Raw genomic sequence first — 18,722 nt, 5'->3', positions numbered from 1 at the left:
CGGACCGGAATCAGGACCGACGAACCGGGCGGGGCGCCCGGGACCGGGTGGGTGCGAAGAGCGCGACCAAGTCGTCGAGACGGACCACCACGGCGGCGAGCGGGACCGCGACGCCGACGGCGAACAGCACTGTCGGCGCGGACGGCGGCGGCCCGCTGCCGGTGGCCCAGCCCAGCAGGCCGAGCAACGCGACAGTGGCCAGGGCGACGTTGCGGACGACGTGCCGACCCCCGATCGGCGCGTCACCGGCCCCGAAGCAGCGGCAGGCCGGCCGGGCCCCCCGTCGCAGCGCGACGACCATCGCGGCGGTGAGCACGCCGAGCAGCCCGGCGGCAATCAGCAGCCCGGCGGGCACGGTCCGCGATACGGCGAGCAGGACGACAACGGCCGCCTCGGCGGCGACCGCGACGCGGGCGGTCGGCGATGCCCAGCGAGCCGGCACGCCGAACTGGCGGACCGACCCGACGAACTCCGCGAAACCCGCTCGGGTACGCAGCTTGCCGATCACCGCGACGGCGAACACCAGGGCCAGCAACAGCCGCGCGGTCAACTCCAGGGCTCGCATCGCTACACCACCTCCTTGCCGGGAGGGTCAGGCTAGGAGCGGCGGATACATCAGGGATACATCGACGATCACCGTGAGCCGGAGCGGCTGTACGGGCGGTGTAGCGAGCCGCCGTAGCGTCCGGACATCCATCAGTATCGAGAGGAGGTGAACGAATGTTCCGTCGACTGGAGACCCTGGGCGAGCGGATGCTCGGCGTGTTCGTACCCAAGGTGACGGCCGCGGCCGGCTGTCCGCCGGACCCGTTCTGTGCCGTCTGCGCCACGTGCTACCTGAAGCGGTGCAGCTACAACGGTGCCTGCAAGGTGTACTGCGGCGGCTGTGGCGGCGCCTGCAGCGCAGGTGCGAGCACGATGACCGCCCTCTGCTGAGCGGTCACGGCGTGCCGTCCGGCTCCGGCCGGGCGGCACGCCGTCCGCGTGGCGGCGCGGCTGGTCAGTCCGCGCGCGGTCGCGGCCGGACCAGCACGCCGAGCAGATCCGGCTCGGGGATGTAACCGCACTCGCGGGAGTCGTAGCTGTGCGACGGGTTGTCGCCGAGCACCACCAGCCGACCCGCCGGCACGACCTCGTCACCGGCCGAGCGCAGCAGCGGCACCCGGTCCACCGGCACCGGGTCGCCGGGCACCGCGTACGCCCGCTTGATCAGCAGGCCGGGGCCTTCCGCCTCGGGCCGGGTCGGGTGGCCGGCGGTCATCGCCGCCGGTGCCACCACGACGACCACGTCCCCGGGTCGGACCCGGGCCAGCGGCACACGCCGGGCCAGCACCCGGTCACCGGAGCGCAACGTCGGCTCCATGCTGCGCCCCACCACCGCGACCAACAACAGGTGTCGGCGGGCCCAGAGCAGGCCGGCGGTGGCCCCCGCGAGCAGGGCGGCCACCGCGAACCATCCCAGCGCCGGCATCACTCAGGCGCCGCGCAGCGTCGCGCCGACGCGCTCCGCGGCGACCGCGACCGCCGCGTCCCGGGCCGCGACCGCCTCCTCGACGGTGAGCGTCCGGTCCGGTGCCCGGAACGTCAGCTTGTACGCCAGCGACCGGCGACCCTCGCCGAGCTGCGCGCCGGAGTAGACGTCGAACAGCCGCACGTCCTCCAGCAGCTCACCGGCGCCCGCCTCCAACGCCCGGCGCACCTGCTCCGCCGGCACCGAGTCGTCCACCACCAACGCCACGTCGATGAGTGCCGGCGGGAAGCCGGAGACCGTCGGCGCGGACGTCACCGGCGTCGGCGGCAACGCGTCGAGGTTCACCTCCATCGCGCTGGTGCGGCGCGGCAGCTCCAACGCCGCCACCACCACCGGGTGCAGCTCACCGGCGTGACCGACCACCGACCCGTCGACCCGTAGCTCGGCGCAGCGGCCCGGGTGCCACGGCGCGTACTCGGCGGCGCGCACCTCGACCCGCTCGTCCGGGATCCCGGCGGCGGCCAGCACGTCCCGGGCCGCCTCGATGGCGTCCGCCCAGCCGGCCGGTCGACCCGGCCCCCACCAGCCGGCCGGGTCCAGGTCGCCGGAGAGCACCACCGCGACGTGCACCGGCTGCGCCGGCACCACCGCGTCGGCGGCCGCGAACTCCTCGTCGGTGGGGCGCCGGTCCACGCCCATCGCCGGCGGGCTGCCGGCGCCGACGCGCGGGTGGAAGACCGCACCGATCTCGGAGAGCGCGAGGTCGCGCAGACCCCGGCCGAGGTTGCGCTTGAGGACGCCGAGCAGCGGGCCGAGCAGCGTGGTGCGCAGCAGCGGCTCCTCCTCGGAGAGCGGGTTGGCCAGCCGCACCGCCGGCCGGCGCCTGTCGTCGGCCGGCAGGCCGAGCTGGTCGGCCAGCTCCGGCGACACGAACGGGTGCGCGAGCACGGCCACGTACCCCCGCTCCGCGAGCGAGTCGGCGACGGCCCGGCGGCGACGCTGCCGCGGGGTCAGACCGCGGCCCGCAGGCGCGGTCGGCAGCACCGACGGCACCTTGTCGTACCCGTCGAGGCGGACCACCTCCTCGACCAGGTCGGCCGGGTCGGTCAGGTCGGGCCGCCAGGTCGGCGGGGTGACGCTCAGCACCACCCCGACGCCGCTGGCCACGCCGGCCGCGCCCGGGTCCTCGGACAACCGGTCCGCGCCCTGCGCGACCGTGCAGCCGACCCGCTCCAGCAGGGCGACCACCCGCGCCGGCGGGTACTCGACGCCGACCCGCCGGGTCGGCAGGTCCGCCGGGAGGCTGATCGGGGTACGCGGCCGGACGTGGTCGATGTCCAGGATCTCCGCGCCCGCCGTGCCCCCGCCGTGCTCGGTGAGCAGCCCCACGGCACGTTCCAGGGCGACAAGCGCCACGGCCGGGTCGACGCCCCGCTCCCAACGCTTCGCGGCCTCACTGAACAGCTTGTGCCGGCGGGCGGTGCGCCCGACCATCGCCGGGTCCCAGTGCGCCGCCTCGAAGAGCACGGTGGTGGTGGCGCCGGTGACCACCTCGCTGGTCTCCCCGCCCATCACCGCGGCCAGGGAGATCGGCCCAGTGTCGTCGCAGATGACCATGTCGTCGGCGGTGAGGACCCGCTTGACCCCGTCCAGGGTGGTCAGCTTCTCCCCCGCCTCGGCGCGACGGACCACAAGCGGCCCGGCGATCCGGTCGGCGTCGAACGCGTGCATCGGCTGGCCCAGCTCCAGCATCACGTAGTTGGTGATGTCGACGGGCAGCGAGATGCTCCGGATGCCTGCGGTGACGAGCCGCTGGGCCATCCACGACGGGGTGGGCGCGGTCGGGTCGACGCCCCGCACCAGCCGGGCCGTGAACCGGTCGCAACCGACCGTGTCGCGGACCTCCACCGGGTACGCGGGCGTCTCGGTGCCCGCCGGAGCCGGCGCCAGGGCCGGGTCGCGCAGCGGCACCTCGAACGCGTGCGACAACTCCCGGGCCAGCCCGCGCAGGCTCAACGCGTACCCCCGGTCGGGGGTGATCTCCAGGTCGAACACGACGTCGTCGAGGCCGACCACCGGGCGCGCGTCGTCGCCCGGCTTGGCCGTCACGTCCGGCCCCAGCACGATGATGCCGGAGTGGTCGTCGCCCAGGCCCAGCTCCTTCGCCGAGCAGATCATGCCCGCCGAGTTGTGCCCGTACGTCTTACGGGCGCCGATCGCGAACCCGCCGGGCAGCACACCGCCGGGCAGGATCACCACCACCCGGTCACCGGGGGCGAAGTTCCGCGCCCCGCAGACGATCTCCTGCGGCTCGCCGGTGCCGTTCGCGGCACCCACGTCGACCCGGCAGAACCGGATCGGCTTCTTGAAACCGGTCAGCTCCTCGATCTCGCGGACCTCACCGACGACGAGCTGACCGGTGACGCTCTCGCGCAGGTCCACCACGGACTCGACCTCGATGCCGAGGTCGACCAGGGCCTGCTCCAGGTCACCGGTGGGCAGGTCGTCGGGGAGGTCGACGTACTCCCGCAGCCAACTGACAGAAACTCGCATGACTTCAGACCACCGTTCCCGTGTCTCGTTCCCGCATCGCCTACGCCCCGGTCCCGAGCGCGCGGCTGAACCGCACGTCGCCCTCGAAGAGATGGCGGATGTCGCTGACCCCGTGCCGGATCATCAGGGTCCGGTCGATGCCCATGCCGAACGCGAATCCGGAGTAGACCTCCGGGTCGACGCCGCAGGCGCGCAGCACCCGCGGGTTGACCATGCCGCAGCCACCCCACTCGACCCACTGTGGGCCGTCGCGGTGCTCCGGGAACCACACGTCGAACTCCGCCGACGGCTCGGTGAACGGGAAGTAGTGCGGCCGCCACCGGGTCTTCGCCTCCGGCCCGAACATCGCCCGGGCGAAGTGGTCGAGGGTGCCCCGCAGGTGGGCCATCGTGATGCCCTTGTCGACCACCAGGCCCTCGGCCTGGTGGAACACCGGGCTGTGGGTGGCGTCGATCTCGTCGGTGCGGTAGACCCGGCCCGGCACGATCACGTAGATCGGCGGTTTGCGGCTGAGCATCGTGCGGGTCTGCACCGTGGACGTGTGCGTTCGTAGAACAAGGCCCGAGCCCGCGGAGCCGTCAGGGGATGCGATGTGGAAGGTGTCCATCAACCCGCGCGCCGGGTGGTCGGCGGGGATGTTCAACGCGTCGAAGTTGACCCACTCCAGGTCGACCTCGGGCCCCTCGGCCACCTCGTAGCCCATCCCGACGAACAGGTCGCTGATGGACTCCATCAGGGTGCTCAACGGGTGCCGGGCACCGCGCGGACGCCTGTCGTAGGGCAGGGTGACGTCCACCCGCTCCTCGACCAGCACCCGCTCGGCCTGCTCGCGCTCCACCACCTCGGCGCGCTGCGCGTACGCGGACTCGATGGCGCGGCGGGCCTCGTTGACCCGCTTACCGGCGTCGGACTTCGCGGCCGGCGGCAACGCGCCGATCTCCCGGCGCGCCAACGAGACCGGGGAACGGTCACCCAGGTGCACCGGGCGCAGCGCGGTCAGCGCGTCCGGGTCGGTGGCCGCGTCGAACGCCTTCGTGGCGTCCGCGACGGCCTCGGCCAGGGCGGCGGGGTCGAGCAGGGCGACCTGCTTCGGGTCGTACGGATCGTTGCGGTAGCTCATGGCGTACGGGCACTCCCTCACGGCGGCGCCAGCCCTCACCGGGGCGGCGTAGCGAGTCTACGGACGCGCGGCTGTGCCGCAGCCCGCCGGTAGGAGTTGCGCAGGGAGCAGGTCAGGCCCGCCGCCCGCCGACACCGGCGGGCTGGCTAAACGAACGCCGTGGCGCGTTCATGGACGGACGCTCTCCCCTGCTGTCGGTCGCGCCGGGTGTGGACACCGTCAGCGCTGTGCTCTCGCTGAAGCGTACAGGCACACGGCCGCGGCGGCAGCCAGGTTGAGGCTCTCCGCGCGCCCGTACAGCGGCACGCGCACCGTGGTGTCGGCGGCGGCGGTCAACTCCTCCGGCAGCCCGTGCGCCTCGGAACCGAACAGCCAGGCGGTGGGCCCGACGAGCCGGCCGTAGTCGGTCAGGTCGTCCAGGTCGTTGTCGCCGTACCCGGTGGTGGCGAAGATCGACAGCCCGGCGGCGCGCAGCGCGTCGACCACCGTGACCGGGTCGGGGGCGCGCACCACGTCGACGTGGAAGAGGCTGCCGGCCGAGGCCCGCACACACTTGCCGTTGTACGGGTCGACGGCGTCCCCGGCGAAGATCACCGCACCCGCACCGGCCGCGTCGGCGGTGCGCAGCACCGTGCCGGCGTTGCCCGGGTCACGGATCTCGGCGAGCACCGCCACCAGCCGGGGCGCACCCGCGAGGGCCTGCTCCAACGACACGTCCAGGTGCCGGCAGACGGCCACCAGCCCCTGTGGGGCGACGGTCTCGGTCAGCGCCGCGAGGGCGTCGTCGGTCACCTCGGAGACCGGCACGTCGGCGCGGGCCGCCGTGGCGGCCAACTCCGGGTACCTGTCGAGCGCGGTGGTCGTACCAAAAAGCTCGGTGACCACCTCCGGCCGCGCGAGGGCCTCGCGGACCGCCTGCGGGCCCTCGGCCAGGAAACGGCCGGTGGCGTCGCGGTCCCGGCGGCGTTGCAGACGGCGGGCGGCGACAACCCTCGGGGTACGCGGGGTGAAGGCCATGGTGTGGGTTCCTCCGGCACGATCGAGGCGCCCCCCGGACGGCGGTGCCGACACGGGAGACGCCTCGCTCTGGTGCGTGGGGATCAGGCGGCCTGAGCCGCCGCGCCGCCGGTGCCCTCGGCCGTGACCGCGGCCCGGGCCAGCTCGACGATCGCCGCGAACGAGGCGGCGTCGTTGACAGCCATGTCGGCCAGGATCTTGCGGTCGACCTCGATGCCGGCCAGACGCAGGCCCTGGATCAGACGGTTGTAGGTCATCCCGTTGGCCCGGGCGCCCGCGTTGATCCGCTGAATCCACAGCTGCCGGAAGTCGCCCTTGCGGTCGCGACGGTCCCGGTAGGCGTACTGCATCGAGTGCAGCACCTGCTCCTTGGCCTTGCGGTACAGGCGGGAGCGCTGACCGCGGTAACCACTCGCGGTCTCCAGCAGGGTACGACGCTTCTTCTGGGCGTTTACAGCCCGCTTGACGCGTGCCATCTCAACTCCTAATTACGTAAAGGTGGCGCGCGTCAGCGGCCGAGCAGCTTCTTGATGCGCTTGACGTCGGCCTTGGCCAGCACGACCGTGCCGGTCAGCCGGCGGGTCTGGGTGGAGGGCTTCTTCTCCAGGTTGTGGCGAAGGCCGGCCTGCTGGGCAACGATCTTGCCCTTGCCGGTCACCTTGACCCGCTTACCCATACCCGTGTGGCTCTTCATCTTCGGCATGTGGAACGTCTTCTCCCCTGTTACTCGCCGCTGGTGGCGGCGGTGCCGGTGTCACCGGCTGCTGCGGTCTCGCCGACCGCCGCGGTGTCATCGGCTGCCGGAGCGGCGGACTCGTCCGCGGCCCGGTCCCGAGGGCCACCGCGAGACGCCGTGGCGGCGACCGCGGAAGCCTTGACGGCCCGATGCGGAGCGAGAACCATGATCATGTTTCGACCGTCCTGCTTCGGAGCGGCCTCGACGTATCCCAGTTCCGTGATCTCGGACTCGAGCCGACGCAGAAGCCGGTAACCCAGCTCCGGGCGGCTCTGCTCGCGACCGCGGAACATGATCGTCACCTTGACCTTGTCGCCCGCCTTGAGGAACCGCACCACGTGACCCTTCTTGGTCTCGTAGTCGTGCGGGTCGATCTTCGGCCGAAGCTTCATTTCCTTGATGACGGTCTGCTGCTGGTTACGCCGCGCTTCGCGCGCCTTGAGTGCGCTCTCGTACTTGAACTTGCCGAAGTCCATGAGCTTGCACACCGGCGGGCGCGCCATCGGCGCAACCTCGACCAGGTCCAGATCGACGTCCGCGGCCAGCTGAAGAGCGCGCTCCAGCGGGACGATGCCCACCTGCTCACCCTCTGGGCCGACCAGTCGGACCTCACGTGCCCGGATCTGCTCGTTCACGCGTGGTTCGACGCTGATGGGGCCTCCTCGAGTCGTTTCTGCTCAGGTGCCGACCCCTGCGGCTCCCGGATGGGAACCGACCCGGAAAACAGAAGGCCCCGGCAGATGCCAGGGCCCGCTCGACCGGTCAGCACGATCACAGGATCGCGCATCCAGCACCGGGACATGCCCGGAACCGGTGACCGGACCCGGCCACCGTAGCGGCGACTCGGGTGGGAGCAGGCGCTCCGCTTTCAAGGCTGCCTGCTCGCATGCGGAGACAGCCTGGTCGACTCGACAACACTACACCGACGCCCCGGCCACCCCCAAACCGGGCACGACCTGCGGCCAGACACGAGCGCGACCGCCCCTTGCGTAGCGCCCCGGTGTCGCCCCTAGTGTCGCCCCGGTGTCGCCCGTTTCCATCCTGGCGCGTCCTGACGTGTCCTGGCGCGTCCTGACGGCCCTGGCGCGTCCTGACGGTCCTGGCGCCGCCCTGACGCGTGGGGGCGCCGCCCTCACACGCCCGGCACCGCCCCGACGCGTCCCGGCGCCGCCCCCACACGCCCGGCGCCGCCTCAAGATCCGCGCAGTTTCCCTGAAGATGCTGCCTCAGGGCGCTGGGAGGCAGCATCTTCAGGGAAGTTGTCCAGATCTTGGCGAGGGTGCGCGGCATGCTTGGCCGCTGGGCGGCGACGTGAGGTCCGCGGTTCTGGCCCGAACCGGCGTGGGCGAGGTCGACGGTCAGCGGTTCGGCCCCGAACCGGCGTGGCGGCGACGACGGTCGGCGAATCGGCCGCGCACCGGCGTGGGCGGCCGCGCGAGGTCGACGGTCGTCGGTTCGGCCAGCGCACCGGCGTGGGCGGCGACGCGAGATCGACGGTCGGCGGTTCGGCCGCGCACCGGCGTGGGCGGTGTCGCCGGGGTCAGCGACCGACGGCGCGTTCGGCGAGGCGGACCCGGTGGGCCTCGTGCAGCCGGCGCAGCGCGCGGACCCCGTCGACGGCCAACTCCTTGTCGGCGGCCTGCAACGCGACCATCGGCAGCAGGTCGTCGTCATGCAGTTCCAGGCTGGCCCACGGCGCGCCCCGGTCGAAGCGAACCCCCCGGACAACCTCCCAGGGCAGCTCGTACGAGCTGATCACATTACGCACCCGGATGCCCCGCTCGTCCGCCTCCACCCGCGGACGCGTGAACAACAGGAAACCCAGCGCGCCGAAGACGCCCAGGCCGATCATCGCAATCTGGTCACCACGCTGGAAGCTGCCGTAGCCATCGCCGGTCGGGCCACTCAGCGAGGTGGCGACCAGGCTGAACACCACCACCAGGGCAGCCGCTGCCGACCAGCAGACCACGCGGATGCGGCGGGGCTTCAGGCGGACCAGCTCGGTTTCACTCACCGCACCAGTCTGCCATCCGCGCTCGGTCATCGAACGCACCACCCGCCAAGCCACCACCCGCTCCCCATCCCGCCGCCCACCGAGCCGATCAGTCACCACCGCACCGCACCGCCGCACCGCCGCACCGCCGCACCGCCGCACCGCCGCACCGCCGCACCGCCGCACCGCCGCAAGATCGTGCTCGATCCAGGATCGAGTGGTCTCCGTCGAAGAGAAGGCCACTACTTCAATGATCGAGCACGATCTTCCGTCTCCAACAACCCCCGGGCACCCCGCCGCCCCGTCGATCATGGAGTTGTGGTGGTGGACATAAGGAACGAAGGCGGCTCAATCGGCCACCATAAGTCCATGATCGACGCGAGCCGGGGGGTGGCGAGCCGCGGGGTGGCGAGCCGGGGGGTGGCGAGCCGGGGGGTGGCGAGCCGGGGGGTGGCGAGCCGGGGGGTGTGGTTAGAGGCGGCAGGCGTGGATGTTGGTGACGAGGATGGCGCGGGCGCCAAGCTCGTACAGCTCGTCCATGATGCGGTGCACGTCGTCGCGGAGCACCATCGCCTGCACCGCCACCCAGCCCTCGCGGTGCAGCGGCGACACGGTGGGCGACTCGATGCCCGGGGTGAGCCCGCTCGCCCGGTCCAGCAGGCCGGCCGGCACGTCGTAGGCGAGCATCACGTAGCGACGGGCCACCAGCACACCGTGCAGGCGGCGCAGCAACTGCTCGGCCTGCGGTTGCGCGGGCGCGCCGGCGCGGCGGACCAGCACGGCCGACGAGCGCAGCAGCGGCTCACCGAAGACCACCAGGCCCGCCTGGCGCAGGGTCGCGCCGGTCTCCACGACGTCCGCGATCACGTCGGCGACGCCGAGGCGTACGGCGTTCTCGACGGCGCCGTCGAGGCGGATCACGTCGGCTTTGACGCCCACTTCGCCGAGGTGCCGCTCGACGAGCCCCGGGTACGCGGTGGCGATCCGGTGCCCGCCCAACTCCTGCACGGAGGCGATGTCGTCGGGGCGGGCGGCGAAGCGGAAGGTGGCCCGGCCGAAGGCGAGGTCGACGACCTCCTCGGCCGGCGCGGCCGAGTCGATCAGCAGGTCCCGGCCGGTGATCCCGAGGTCGAGGTCACCGGAGCCGACGTAGGTGGCGATGTCCTTCGGGCGCAGGTAGAAGAATTCGACGTCGTTGGGCTCGTCGCGGCAGACGAGGTCCTTGGGGTCGGTGCGCTGGCGGTAGCCCGCCTCGCGCAGCATCTGGGCGGCCGGTTCGGCCAGGGTGCCCTTGTTGGGAATGGCGACACGCAGCATGACGGAGTGCTCCTTCGATCCGGATGGCGATCAACGGGGTGGGGGCACTCACAGATGTCGGTAGACGTCCTTGAGGTCGAGACCACTGGCGAGCATCAGCACCTGAACCTGGTAGAGCAGCTGGGAGATCTCCTCGGCGGTGCGCTCCGGCCCCTCGTGCTCGGCGGCCATCCACGACTCGGCCGCCTCCTCGACGACCTTCTTGCCGATGAAGTGCACGCCCTTGTCCAGCGCGGCGACGGTGCCCGAGCCCGGGGTGCCGGCGGCGGCCTTGGCCTGCAGCTCGGCGAACAACTCCTCGAACGTCTTCACGGGGAACGATTCTTCCAGCCACCCGGGCGGCACCCCACGTCCGGGTCCGCCGGAATCCAGCAATCGGACAATTCCCTACCAAAATGGTAGGACAATTGTCGATCGACGGTCATCGACCCTACGCTGTCCGCCATGGCCAGCAGCTCACGTCTCCTCGCGCTCACCGTCGCCGGTGCCGCCGTCGTCGCCACCGCCGGGTGCGCGCCACAGGTGGAGAAGCCCACCCCCGTAGTCACCGCAGCGCCGTCGTGCGCGAAGGACAGCCTGCCCACGCGTACGGCAGGAAAGCTGACCATCGCCACCGACCAGCCCGCGTACGAGCCGTGGTTCTCGAAGGACAAGCCGGACAGCGGCGAGGGCTTCGAGTCCGCCGTGGCGTACGCGGTGGCTGAGAAGCTCGGTTACGCCCGCGCCGACGTCACCTGGACCCGGGTCAAGTTCGACACCGCCATCGCGCCGGGGCCGAAGGCCTTCGACTTCGACATCAACCAGTTCTCCATCACCGAGGAGCGCAAGAAGGCGGTCGACTTCTCCGCGCCGTACTACCTGGTGCGGCAGACCGTGATCGCGCTGAAGTCCTCGAAGATCGCCGGCCGGAAGTCGCTGGCCGAGCTGCGCGACGCTCGGCTGGGCGCCCAGGTCGGCACCACCAGTTATCGCGCGATCACCGACGTGATCAAGCCGACCGTCGAGCCGCAGGTCTACAACAGCAACGACGACGCCAAGAAGGCGCTGCAGAACGGGCAGTTGGACGGGCTGGTGGTGGACCTGCCGACCGCCTTCTACATCACCGGCGCGGAGATTACCGACGCGACGATCGTCGGGCAGGTGCCGCAGGTCGGTACGCCCGAGGCGTTCGGGTTGCTGCTGGACAAGGACTCCCCGCTGACCTCCTGTGTGACCGGCGCGGTCGGTCAGCTCGCCGAGGCGGGCACGCTGGCGGAGTTGGAGCAGAAGTGGCTGGCGCAGGTGGCGGGGGCGGCCGAGCTTCAGTGACGCTTATGGGTCACGTGCCGTCCGAGGCGCAGCTGCGGCGCTCGGCGTACCGGCGTCGGCAGACCGTCGTCAGCGTGCTGGTCGCGGCGTCCTCCACGGCGGCGCTCGGCACACTGCTGGTGATCGTGGTGACCGGCGCGCCGGGCTGGGACCGGGTCCGGCGCTCGTTCCTGGATCCGGAGATCGCCCGCGACGCCCTGCCGACGGTGCTGAGCGGGCTCTGGCTCAACGTACGGCTGCTGGTCTGCTGTGCGGTGGGCGCGCTGCTGCTCGGGTTGGTGATCGCCGTGCTGCGGACGCTGCGCGGGCCGGTCTTCTTCCCGGTCCGCGCGTTGGCCGCCGGCTACACCTACACCTTCCGCGGCCTCCCGCTGATCATCGTGCTGTACCTGCTCACCCTCGGTGTGCCGGGGCTGCGGTTGCAGGGCATGCCGCCGGTGCTGGTGCTGGGTGGGATCGCGCTGGTCCTCACCTACGGCGGTTATCTGGCCGAGGTGTTCCGGGCCGGCATCGAGTCGGTGCACTCCAGTCAGCTCGCGGCGGCCCGTTCGTTGGGCCTGACCCACCGGCAGACGATGCGGCACGTGGTCCTGCCGCAGGCCGTCCGCCGGGTGGCGCCACCGCTGCTCAACGACGTGGTGGCGTTGCAGAAGGACGTCGGGCTGGTCTCCCTCGCCGGGCCGATCGACGCGGTCCGCGCCGCCCAGATCGCCACCGCCCAGACCTTCAACTACACGCCGTACGTCGTGGCGGGGGTGCTCTTCGTGCTGCTCGCGATCCCGCTGATCGCGGTCACCGACTGGGTGACGCTGCGCGCGGCCCGTCGACAGTCGGGAGGCTGACCCATGGCGTTGCTGCGTTGCCGGGGCCTACGCAAGGAGTTCGGTGGGCACGCCGTGCTCGACCAGCTCGATCTGACCGTCGCCGAACACCAGGTGGTGGCCCTGATCGGCGCGTCCGGGTCCGGCAAGTCGACCCTGTTGCGCTGCGTCAACCTGCTCGACGACCTCGACGACGGCACCATCGAGTTGGACGGGGAGGACATCTCCGATCCGCGGGTGGACCCGGACCGGGTCCGGCGGCGGATCGGCATGGTGTTCCAGGCGTACAACCTCTTTCCGCACCTCAGCGTCCTGGACAACATCACCCTCGCGCCGCGTCGGGTGCACCGGCGGGGCCGGGTGGAAGCCGAGGCGCAGGCCCGGGAGTTGCTCGACCGGGTGGGCCTCGGCGCGAAGGCGGACGCCTTCCCGGACCGGCTCTCCGGCGGGCAGCAGCAGCGGGTGGCGATCGTCCGGGCGCTTGCCAACTCACCTCGGCTGATGCTGCTCGACGAGGTCACGTCCGCGCTCGACCCGGAGCTGGTCGGCGAGGTGTTGACGATGATCCGTGGCCTGAAGGCCGACGGCATGACCATGGTGCTGGCCACCCACGAGATGGGCTTCGCCCGGGAGGTCGCCGATCAGGTGTGTTTCCTCGACGCCGGGCGGGTCGTCGAGAGCGGCCCGCCCGAGCAGGTGCTCGGCGAGCCGACCCAGCCTCGTACCCGGCAGTTCCTACGCCGGATCATCGAGGCGGGTCGGCTCTGAGCACGGAAGCACGGGAGCAAGGAAGCACGGGAGCAAGGAAGCACGGCAGCACCGAAGCACCGAAGCACCGAAGCACCGAAGCACCGAAGCCAGGGTCAGCCGGCGAAGCCGACCCGCTGGGCGTTGCCCGCCGCCACGGTCCGCACGGCAAGCGCCGCGTCGAGCGCCGCGACGGTGGCCGCCCAGCCCTTGTCCTCCGCCGAGCCGGGCAGGCCGGCGCGGTCGCGGGCCTGCTCGATGGTCTCCACCGTCAGCACCCCGTGCGCCACCGGCTTGCCCTCGTCCAGCGCCACCCTGGTCAGCCCGTCGGTGACCGAGCGGCAGACGTAGTCGAAGTGGGCGGTGGCACCGCGGACCACCACGCCGAGCGCGACCACCACGTCGCAGCGACGGGCGAGGGCCTGCGCCACCACCGGCAGCTCGACCGAACCGGCGACCCGGGCGACCACGGAACGCGCGCCGCACGCCTCGGCGGCGGCCACCGCACGCTCCAGCATGTGGTCGGTCAACTCGCCGTGCCAGCGGGCGGCGACGACCCCGACGGTCAGCCCCGCGGCGTCGACCGCCTCGACTCCCGGCTCACCGAAACCCGCCATCGTCATGCTCCGATCTCGTCGTTGGCGACCGGACGCCCCAGGGGCGCCTCGGACACCTCGTCCAACTCGTCCAGCAGGTGACCCATCCGGTCCCGCTTGGTGCGCAGGTAGCGCATGTTCTCCGGGTGTGCGCCGGCCGGCAGCCCCTCGCGGCCGGTGATGGTCAACCCGTACCCCTCCAGCCCGGCCCGCTTGGCCGGGTTGTTGGTCAGCAACCGCATCGACCGGACGCCCAGGTCGTAGAGGATCTGCGCGCCGGTGCCGTAGTCCCGGGCGTCGGCCGGCAGGCCCAGGTCGAGGTTGGCGTCGACGGTGTCGCGGCCCAGGTCCTGGAGCTGGTACGCCTGCAACTTGTGCAGCAGCCCGATGCCGCGCCCCTCGTGCCCACGGACGTAGAGCACCACGCCCCGGCCCTCCTGCCCGACCCGAGCCAGCGCGGCGTCCAACTGCGGCCCACAGTCGCAGCGCAGCGAGCCGAAGACGTCCCCGGTGAGGCACTCGGAGTGCACCCGGACCAGCACGTCCTGGCCGTCACCGAGGTCACCCAGCACCATCGCGACGTGCTCGGCCGGGTCGTGCTCGGCGCGGTAGCCGAGCGCCCGGAACACCCCGTGCTTCGTCGGCATCCTGGCGTCGGCGACCAGCTCGACCTGCTTCTCGGTCCGCCGCCGGTAGGCGATCAGGTCGGCGATGGTGACGAGCGTGAGGCCGTGTTCGGCGGAGAACTTCTCCAGGTCCGGCAGGCGCATCATGGTGCCGTCGTCGTTGACCAGCTCGCAGAGCACGCCGGCCGGACGCAGCCCGGCCAGCCGGGTCAGGTCGATGCCCGCCTCGGTGTGCCCCGGTCGGCGCAGCACCCCGCCCTCGCGGGCCCGCAGCGGCACCACGTGCCCAGGGCGGGAAAGGTCGGTCGGGTCGGTGGCCGCGCCGGCGAGCAGCCGGCTGGTGTGCGCGCGGTCGGCCGCCGAGATGCCGGTGCTGACCCCCTCGCGGGCGTCCACGGTCACCGTGTACGCGGTGCCGCGCCGGTCCTGGTTGGTGTGGTGCATCGGCGGCAGGTCGAGCCGGTCGGCCTCGCTCTCGGTGAGCGCCACGCAGACGTAGCCGGAGGTGTGGCGCACCATGAACGCCATCAGCTCCGGCGTGGCCAACTCGGCCGCGAAGATCAGGTCGCCCTCGTTCTCCCGGTCCGCGTCGTCGACCACGACGACCGGCCGGCCGGCCGCGATGTCCGCGAGCGCCTGCTCGATATCCCCGAAGCTGGTCATGCGAGCGCCTCCCGGTAGGTGGGTTGAGGGGCGGTGGCCGTGGCGCGCGAGGTGCGCCACCAGGCGGCGAAGCCCCAGACGCAGAGCGCGCCGTAGATCAGGTACATGACTGCCGACGGGTAGAACCCGCCGCGCAGCAGCAGCGGCACGCCGACCGCGTCCACCGCGATCCAGAGCAGCCAGAACTCCACCCAGCCGCGGGCCATGCCGTAGGTGGCCAGCAGGCTGCCGGTGAGGATCCAGGCGTCCGGCAGCGGGCCCCACGAGCCGAGGGCCTTGAGCACCGGGTACGCCGCGGCGGTGCCGAGCACGGCGGCCACCAGCAGCACCAGCCGTTCCCGTGCGGTGGCCCAGCGCGGCACGACCGCCGCCTGCCCGGCGTCGGCGCGACGGTTGCGCCGCCAACGCCACCAGCCGTAGACGCTCACCGCGAAGAAGAACACCTGGCGGCCGGCCTGCCCGTACAGGTCGTGTGCCTGCGGGGTGGCGAACACCCCGCCGAGGAAGACGGTGAGGAGCAGCGCGTTGCCGATCATGCCGACCGGCCACGCCCAGACCAGCCGGCGCAGCCCGAGCAGCGCCGAGACCAGCCCGAACGCGTTGCCGACGATCTCCCGGGCCAGCACCGGCGAGCCGGCGACCTGCACCTGGGCGTCGAGGAGCCAGCTCAGCGGGCCCATCAGGCCACCCCACCCGGGATCGTGGTCGCCCCACGGGTGTCACCGAGCCGGTCGCCGAGCAGCCGCTCGACGTACTTGGCCAGCACGTCCACCTCCAGGTTGACCGGGTCGCCGACGCCCTTCGCGCCGAGCGTGGTCAGCTTCAGCGTGGTCGGGATCAGCCCGACGGCGAACTCGTCCGCCCCGACCTCGGCCACCGTCAACGAGACACCGTCGATGGTGATCGAGCCCTTCTCCACCACGTACCGGGACAGGCCGGCGGGCAGTCGGAACCGGACGGTCTCCCACTGCTCGGCCGGCTCCCGGGAGATCAGTTCACCGACGCCGTCGACGTGCCCCTGCACCAGGTGCCCGCCGAGGCGGCTGCCGAGCGCGGCGGCCCGCTCCAGGTTGACCGGGTCGCCGGGGCGCAGCGCACCCAACGCCGAGCGGCGCAGCGTCTCGCCCATCACGTCGGCGGTGAAGACGCCGTCGGCCACCTCCACGACGGTCAGGCAGACACCGTTGACGGCGATCGAGTCGCCGTGCCGGGCGTCGGACGTGACGAGCGGGCCACGGACACCGAGCAGCGCCGAATCACCCGCCGTCGGCGCGACCCGGACAATCTCGCCCAGTTCCTCAATAATGCCGGTGAACATCTCAGCCCTCCCTTTTGCGGGGCAAAGCGGTGATCCGGAGATCCGGACCGATCTGCGTAACGTCGACGAACTCCAGATCGATGGCCTCAGCGATGGTGGTCACTCCCGCGTCGACGAGCGCGGTCGGACCGGCGCCGAGCAACCGCGGCGCGACATATCCGACGATCTTGTCGACCAGGCCGGCCCGCAGGAACGCGCCGGCCAGTCGGGGGCCGCCCTCCAGCAGCACCGCACGGACCCCGCGCTGGTGCAGCGCCGCCAGCAGCGCCGGCAGGTCCACCCGGCCGTCCGGGTCGGCGCCGACCTCGTCGGCGGTCGCGATCCACGTCCGCGCCGCGCCGTCGCGGACCCGGGCGTCGGCCGGGGTACGCCCCGAGCTGTCCACCACCACCCGCAGCGGCTGCCGGATGGCCAGGCTGCCGTCGCGCAGGTTCCGGGCGGTCAACCGGGGGTCGTCGGCGAGCACGGTGCCCACCCCGGCGATGACCGCGTCGACAGTGCCGCGCAACGCGTGCACGTCGATCCGGGCGGCCTCCGAGGTGATCCACATGCTGGTGCCGTCGGCGGCGGCGGAGCGCCCGTCGAGGGTTGCGGCGTACTTCCAGATCACGTACGGCCAGCCTCGGCGCATCGAGGTCAGCCACGCCACGTTGCCGGCCTCGGCCTCCTCGCCGCGTACCCCCAGATCGACCCGGACCCCCGCGGCGCGCAAGGTGGCGGCGCCCCCGGAAGCGACCGGGTTGGGGTCGGGGACGGCGATCACCACCCGGCCCACCCCCGCCTGCACGAGCGCGGAGCTACAGGGGCCGGTGCGGCCGGTGTGGTCGCAGGGTTCCAGAGTGACGACCGCGGTGCCGCCCTTGGCCCGCCTTCCGGCCTGCGCCAGGGCGACGATCTCGGCGTGCGGGCCACCGGCGTACGCGTGGAAGCCCTCGCCCACGACCTGGCCGTCCTCGTCGAGCAGCACACACCCGACGACCGGGTTGGGGCTTGTGGTGCCGAGCCCGCGCGCGGCCAACTCGATCGCACGCCGCATCGCCTCATCAACGGAGACGCTGGCCATCGCCCTGCCCCTGCCCTCTCACTCGCCGGTCCGCGCGCGGGCGGTCAGGGAGGCGGTGGCCATGGGGCCACGGGCAGGCGGTGGCGGATTCCGGGAACGGCACAGCCGCCCCGGGGGGTCGGCGCGGCACGCTGAAGCCAGCGGTCGGCTCGGACCCGTCCGTCCCGCGCGCTGTCTCCCATCCGGACTGTCTGGGCGCGGACGAACCGCCCCCAACCGTCGGCCCCGGATTTTCACCAGGTCCACCGGACGGCAGAGCCGTCCGGGTCGCGGGCTGACCACGGTTGGACCGTGGATCACCGCCGGTTCGGAATTTCACCGAGTCCCGCCAGCGCGTGGTGGGTACACGGGAAGTCTTACACGCCGATGCGGCTCCGCCGCCACCTAGGCGAGCTACTTCACAGCGGTATCACGCTCAGGTGACGCCGCGACGCCGGTCCACCGCCACGTACGAGCCCGGTTGGCTCTTGGCCACGGTTTTCATCTCCGAGGCCATCGCGATCGCCTCCAGGGGGTCGGAGAACCGCTTGCCGGCGTCGGAGAGCGAGACCCCGATGGAGAGGGTGACCAGGGCCGCGCGCCGGATGTTGCCCCGCCGGTCCTTCAACTCGACGAAGCCGCGCTCCCGGTCGGTCGGGTCGTAGAGGGTGTCGGCGGCGGTCTCGAAGTCGACCACCGCCTGGGAGGTCAGCGGACGCACCTGGTCCGGCGCGCAGACGATGACGAAGTCGTCGCCGCCGACGTGGCCGAGGAAGGCCGGTGGCAGCCCGACACCCACCACCGCCCGGTGCAGGCTGCGGGCCAGCGCGGAGATGAAGTCGTCGCCGCGGACGAAGCCGTACCTGTCGTTGACGCTCTTGAACCTGTCGATGTCGACGTAGCCGACCGCGTAGTCCACACCGTTGCGGACCCGGTCGCGGATCTCCCGCCGGATCCGGCTGTTGCCGGGCAGCCCGGTCAGCGGGGAGACCTCCCGGAACTCCTTGTTGCGGCGCAGCGTGGACGAGACCCGGGCCACCAGCTCGGCGGTGTCGAACGGCTTGACCAGGTAGTCGTCCGCACCGGCGCTGAGCCCGTGCACCTTGTCGACGGTCATCCCCTTGGCGGTCAACATGATCACCGGAAGCGCCGAGGTCATCGGGTCGGCGCGCAGCCGCCGGGTCAGCTCCAGCCCGTCGATCCGGGGCATCATGAGATCGACCACCGCCAGGTCCGGCCGCTGGCGCTCGATGACCTCCAGGGCCTCCTGACCGTCGCTGGCGTGGATCACCTCGAAGCCGTGCAGCCGCAGGTTGAACTCGACGAAACGAGCGATGTCCTCGTCGTCGTCCACGACGAGAATGATGTCCTTGCGGTCGGCCTCGGGCTCCACC

Annotated in this window: 21 protein-coding genes and 1 riboswitch; of the genes, 4 read left to right on the top strand and 17 right to left on the bottom strand. The window is 72.2% G+C overall.

The window, feature by feature from the left end; translation table 11 throughout:
• Positions 1–10: 10 nt before the first annotated feature.
• On the bottom strand, positions 11–565 hold the full coding sequence (locus AB0C15_RS23750; protein ID WP_357355263.1) for a MauE/DoxX family redox-associated membrane protein: 555 nt from the start codon (positions 563–565) through the stop codon (positions 11–13).
• 155 nt (positions 566–720) lie between these two features.
• On the opposite strand from AB0C15_RS23750, the gene AB0C15_RS23745 reads away from it, so the two are divergent.
• Positions 721–936, top strand: a complete 216-nt coding sequence (locus tag AB0C15_RS23745) for a hypothetical protein (protein WP_357355261.1) — start codon at positions 721–723, stop codon at positions 934–936.
• Positions 937–1,000: 64 nt separating this feature from the next.
• On the opposite strand, the gene AB0C15_RS23740 is transcribed toward AB0C15_RS23745, so the two are convergent.
• From AB0C15_RS23740 to AB0C15_RS23695, 10 genes are all read right to left on the bottom strand, one after another.
• Positions 1,001–1,471 (bottom strand): S26 family signal peptidase, encoded by a 471-nt coding sequence (locus tag AB0C15_RS23740; RefSeq protein ID WP_357355259.1) that lies wholly within the window; start codon positions 1,469–1,471, stop codon positions 1,001–1,003.
• Between the two features lie 3 nt (positions 1,472–1,474).
• Positions 1,475–4,024 (bottom strand): phenylalanine--tRNA ligase subunit beta, encoded by a 2,550-nt coding sequence (gene pheT, locus AB0C15_RS23735; RefSeq protein ID WP_357355257.1) that lies wholly within the window; start codon positions 4,022–4,024, stop codon positions 1,475–1,477.
• A 40-nt stretch (positions 4,025–4,064) separates the two neighbouring features.
• On the bottom strand, positions 4,065–5,144 hold the full coding sequence (gene pheS / locus AB0C15_RS23730) for a phenylalanine--tRNA ligase subunit alpha (RefSeq protein WP_357355255.1): 1,080 nt from the start codon (positions 5,142–5,144) through the stop codon (positions 4,065–4,067).
• A 219-nt stretch (positions 5,145–5,363) separates the two neighbouring features.
• Positions 5,364–6,215 carry an RNA methyltransferase gene (locus tag AB0C15_RS23725; RefSeq protein WP_357355253.1) on the bottom strand — a complete coding sequence of 284 codons (852 nt, stop codon included), beginning with the start codon at positions 6,213–6,215 and terminating at the stop codon, positions 5,364–5,366.
• A gap of 29 nt (positions 6,216–6,244) precedes the next feature.
• Positions 6,245–6,637 carry a 50S ribosomal protein L20 gene (gene rplT / locus AB0C15_RS23720; protein ID WP_007458417.1) on the bottom strand — a complete coding sequence of 131 codons (393 nt, stop codon included), beginning with the start codon at positions 6,635–6,637 and terminating at the stop codon, positions 6,245–6,247.
• A gap of 32 nt (positions 6,638–6,669) precedes the next feature.
• Positions 6,670–6,864, bottom strand: coding sequence for a 50S ribosomal protein L35 (rpmI, locus tag AB0C15_RS23715; protein WP_007458415.1), 195 nt, complete (start codon positions 6,862–6,864; stop codon positions 6,670–6,672).
• 20 nt (positions 6,865–6,884) lie between these two features.
• Positions 6,885–7,532, bottom strand: coding sequence for a translation initiation factor IF-3 (gene infC / locus AB0C15_RS23710; protein WP_357355251.1), 648 nt, complete (start codon positions 7,530–7,532; stop codon positions 6,885–6,887).
• 905 nt (positions 7,533–8,437) lie between these two features.
• Positions 8,438–8,911: a PH domain-containing protein gene (locus tag AB0C15_RS23705; RefSeq protein ID WP_357355249.1), complete on the bottom strand. Its 474-nt coding sequence runs from the start codon at positions 8,909–8,911 to the stop codon at positions 8,438–8,440.
• 450 nt (positions 8,912–9,361) lie between these two features.
• Positions 9,362–10,207, bottom strand: a complete 846-nt coding sequence (gene hisG / locus AB0C15_RS23700) for an ATP phosphoribosyltransferase (RefSeq protein ID WP_357355248.1) — start codon at positions 10,205–10,207, stop codon at positions 9,362–9,364.
• A gap of 48 nt (positions 10,208–10,255) precedes the next feature.
• Entirely contained in the window at positions 10,256–10,519 is a 264-nt protein-coding gene (locus tag AB0C15_RS23695) for a phosphoribosyl-ATP diphosphatase (protein WP_110566078.1), read from the bottom strand.
• A gap of 132 nt (positions 10,520–10,651) precedes the next feature.
• Here AB0C15_RS23695 and AB0C15_RS23690 point away from each other — a divergent pair, with 132 nt between their 5' ends.
• Genes AB0C15_RS23690 through AB0C15_RS23680 form a run of 3 tightly spaced genes read left to right on the top strand, consistent with a single transcriptional unit; the run spans position 10,652 to position 13,104 of the window.
• A complete protein-coding gene (locus AB0C15_RS23690; protein WP_357355245.1) occupies positions 10,652–11,515 on the top strand; it encodes an ABC transporter substrate-binding protein in 864 nt (287 codons plus the stop codon).
• A gap of 5 nt (positions 11,516–11,520) precedes the next feature.
• On the top strand, positions 11,521–12,357 hold the full coding sequence (locus AB0C15_RS23685; protein WP_357355243.1) for an amino acid ABC transporter permease: 837 nt from the start codon (positions 11,521–11,523) through the stop codon (positions 12,355–12,357).
• Positions 12,358–12,360: 3 nt separating this feature from the next.
• Entirely contained in the window at positions 12,361–13,104 is a 744-nt protein-coding gene (locus AB0C15_RS23680) for an amino acid ABC transporter ATP-binding protein (protein WP_357355241.1), read from the top strand.
• A 95-nt stretch (positions 13,105–13,199) separates the two neighbouring features.
• Here AB0C15_RS23680 and ribH read toward each other — a convergent pair whose 3' ends face one another.
• From ribH to AB0C15_RS23650, 6 genes are all read right to left on the bottom strand, one after another.
• On the bottom strand, positions 13,200–13,700 hold the full coding sequence (gene ribH, locus AB0C15_RS23675; RefSeq protein ID WP_130408438.1) for a 6,7-dimethyl-8-ribityllumazine synthase: 501 nt from the start codon (positions 13,698–13,700) through the stop codon (positions 13,200–13,202).
• A 2-nt stretch (positions 13,701–13,702) separates the two neighbouring features.
• Positions 13,703–14,968: a bifunctional 3,4-dihydroxy-2-butanone-4-phosphate synthase/GTP cyclohydrolase II gene (locus tag AB0C15_RS23670; protein ID WP_357355239.1), complete on the bottom strand. Its 1,266-nt coding sequence runs from the start codon at positions 14,966–14,968 to the stop codon at positions 13,703–13,705.
• The gene (pnuC, locus tag AB0C15_RS23665) at positions 14,965–15,648 is read right to left on the bottom strand and encodes a nicotinamide riboside transporter PnuC (RefSeq protein WP_357355237.1); all 684 of its coding nucleotides are present in this window, start codon (positions 15,646–15,648) and stop codon (positions 14,965–14,967) included. The genes AB0C15_RS23670 and pnuC overlap by 4 nt, the downstream gene beginning before the upstream one ends.
• Complete coding sequence (locus AB0C15_RS23660) at positions 15,648–16,286, bottom strand: riboflavin synthase (RefSeq protein WP_357355235.1); 639 nt, start codon at positions 16,284–16,286, stop codon at positions 15,648–15,650. The genes pnuC and AB0C15_RS23660 overlap by 1 nt, the downstream gene beginning before the upstream one ends.
• A gap of 1 nt (position 16,287) precedes the next feature.
• A complete protein-coding gene (ribD, locus tag AB0C15_RS23655; protein WP_357355233.1) occupies positions 16,288–17,349 on the bottom strand; it encodes a bifunctional diaminohydroxyphosphoribosylaminopyrimidine deaminase/5-amino-6-(5-phosphoribosylamino)uracil reductase RibD in 1,062 nt (353 codons plus the stop codon).
• Between the two features lie 166 nt (positions 17,350–17,515).
• Positions 17,516–17,686, bottom strand: a riboswitch (FMN riboswitch).
• Between the two features lie 78 nt (positions 17,687–17,764).
• Positions 17,765–18,721 (bottom strand): response regulator, encoded by a 957-nt coding sequence (locus AB0C15_RS23650; RefSeq protein ID WP_357355231.1) that lies wholly within the window; start codon positions 18,719–18,721, stop codon positions 17,765–17,767.
• Between the last annotated feature and the right edge of the window lies 1 nt (position 18,722).

It is taken from the genome of Micromonospora sp. NPDC048835 (genome assembly GCF_040649995.1).
Classification (GTDB): domain Bacteria; phylum Actinomycetota; class Actinomycetes; order Mycobacteriales; family Micromonosporaceae; genus Micromonospora.
This window is presented reverse-complemented; position numbering and strand designations above follow the sequence as displayed.

Coding starts and splice junctions, on each gene's coding strand:
- pheT (WP_357355257.1), bottom strand. CDS start 4,024: ATGCGAGTTTCTGTCAGTTGGCTGCGGGAGTACGTCGACCTCCCCGAC.
- AB0C15_RS23750 (WP_357355263.1), bottom strand. CDS start 565: ATGCGAGCCCTGGAGTTGACCGCGCGGCTGTTGCTGGCCCTGGTGTTC.
- AB0C15_RS23685 (WP_357355243.1), top strand. CDS start 11,521: ATGGGTCACGTGCCGTCCGAGGCGCAGCTGCGGCGCTCGGCGTACCGG.
- hisG (WP_357355248.1), bottom strand. CDS start 10,207: ATGCTGCGTGTCGCCATTCCCAACAAGGGCACCCTGGCCGAACCGGCC.
- AB0C15_RS23680 (WP_357355241.1), top strand. CDS start 12,361: ATGGCGTTGCTGCGTTGCCGGGGCCTACGCAAGGAGTTCGGTGGGCAC.
- pnuC (WP_357355237.1), bottom strand. CDS start 15,648: ATGGGCCCGCTGAGCTGGCTCCTCGACGCCCAGGTGCAGGTCGCCGGC.
- pheS (WP_357355255.1), bottom strand. CDS start 5,144: ATGAGCTACCGCAACGATCCGTACGACCCGAAGCAGGTCGCCCTGCTC.
- ribD (WP_357355233.1), bottom strand. CDS start 17,349: ATGGCCAGCGTCTCCGTTGATGAGGCGATGCGGCGTGCGATCGAGTTG.
- rpmI (WP_007458415.1), bottom strand. CDS start 6,864: ATGCCGAAGATGAAGAGCCACACGGGTATGGGTAAGCGGGTCAAGGTG.
- AB0C15_RS23670 (WP_357355239.1), bottom strand. CDS start 14,968: ATGACCAGCTTCGGGGATATCGAGCAGGCGCTCGCGGACATCGCGGCC.
- AB0C15_RS23660 (WP_357355235.1), bottom strand. CDS start 16,286: ATGTTCACCGGCATTATTGAGGAACTGGGCGAGATTGTCCGGGTCGCG.
- AB0C15_RS23740 (WP_357355259.1), bottom strand. CDS start 1,471: ATGCCGGCGCTGGGATGGTTCGCGGTGGCCGCCCTGCTCGCGGGGGCC.
- AB0C15_RS23745 (WP_357355261.1), top strand. CDS start 721: ATGTTCCGTCGACTGGAGACCCTGGGCGAGCGGATGCTCGGCGTGTTC.
- AB0C15_RS23690 (WP_357355245.1), top strand. CDS start 10,652: ATGGCCAGCAGCTCACGTCTCCTCGCGCTCACCGTCGCCGGTGCCGCC.
- ribH (WP_130408438.1), bottom strand. CDS start 13,700: ATGGCGGGTTTCGGTGAGCCGGGAGTCGAGGCGGTCGACGCCGCGGGG.
- rplT (WP_007458417.1), bottom strand. CDS start 6,637: ATGGCACGCGTCAAGCGGGCTGTAAACGCCCAGAAGAAGCGTCGTACC.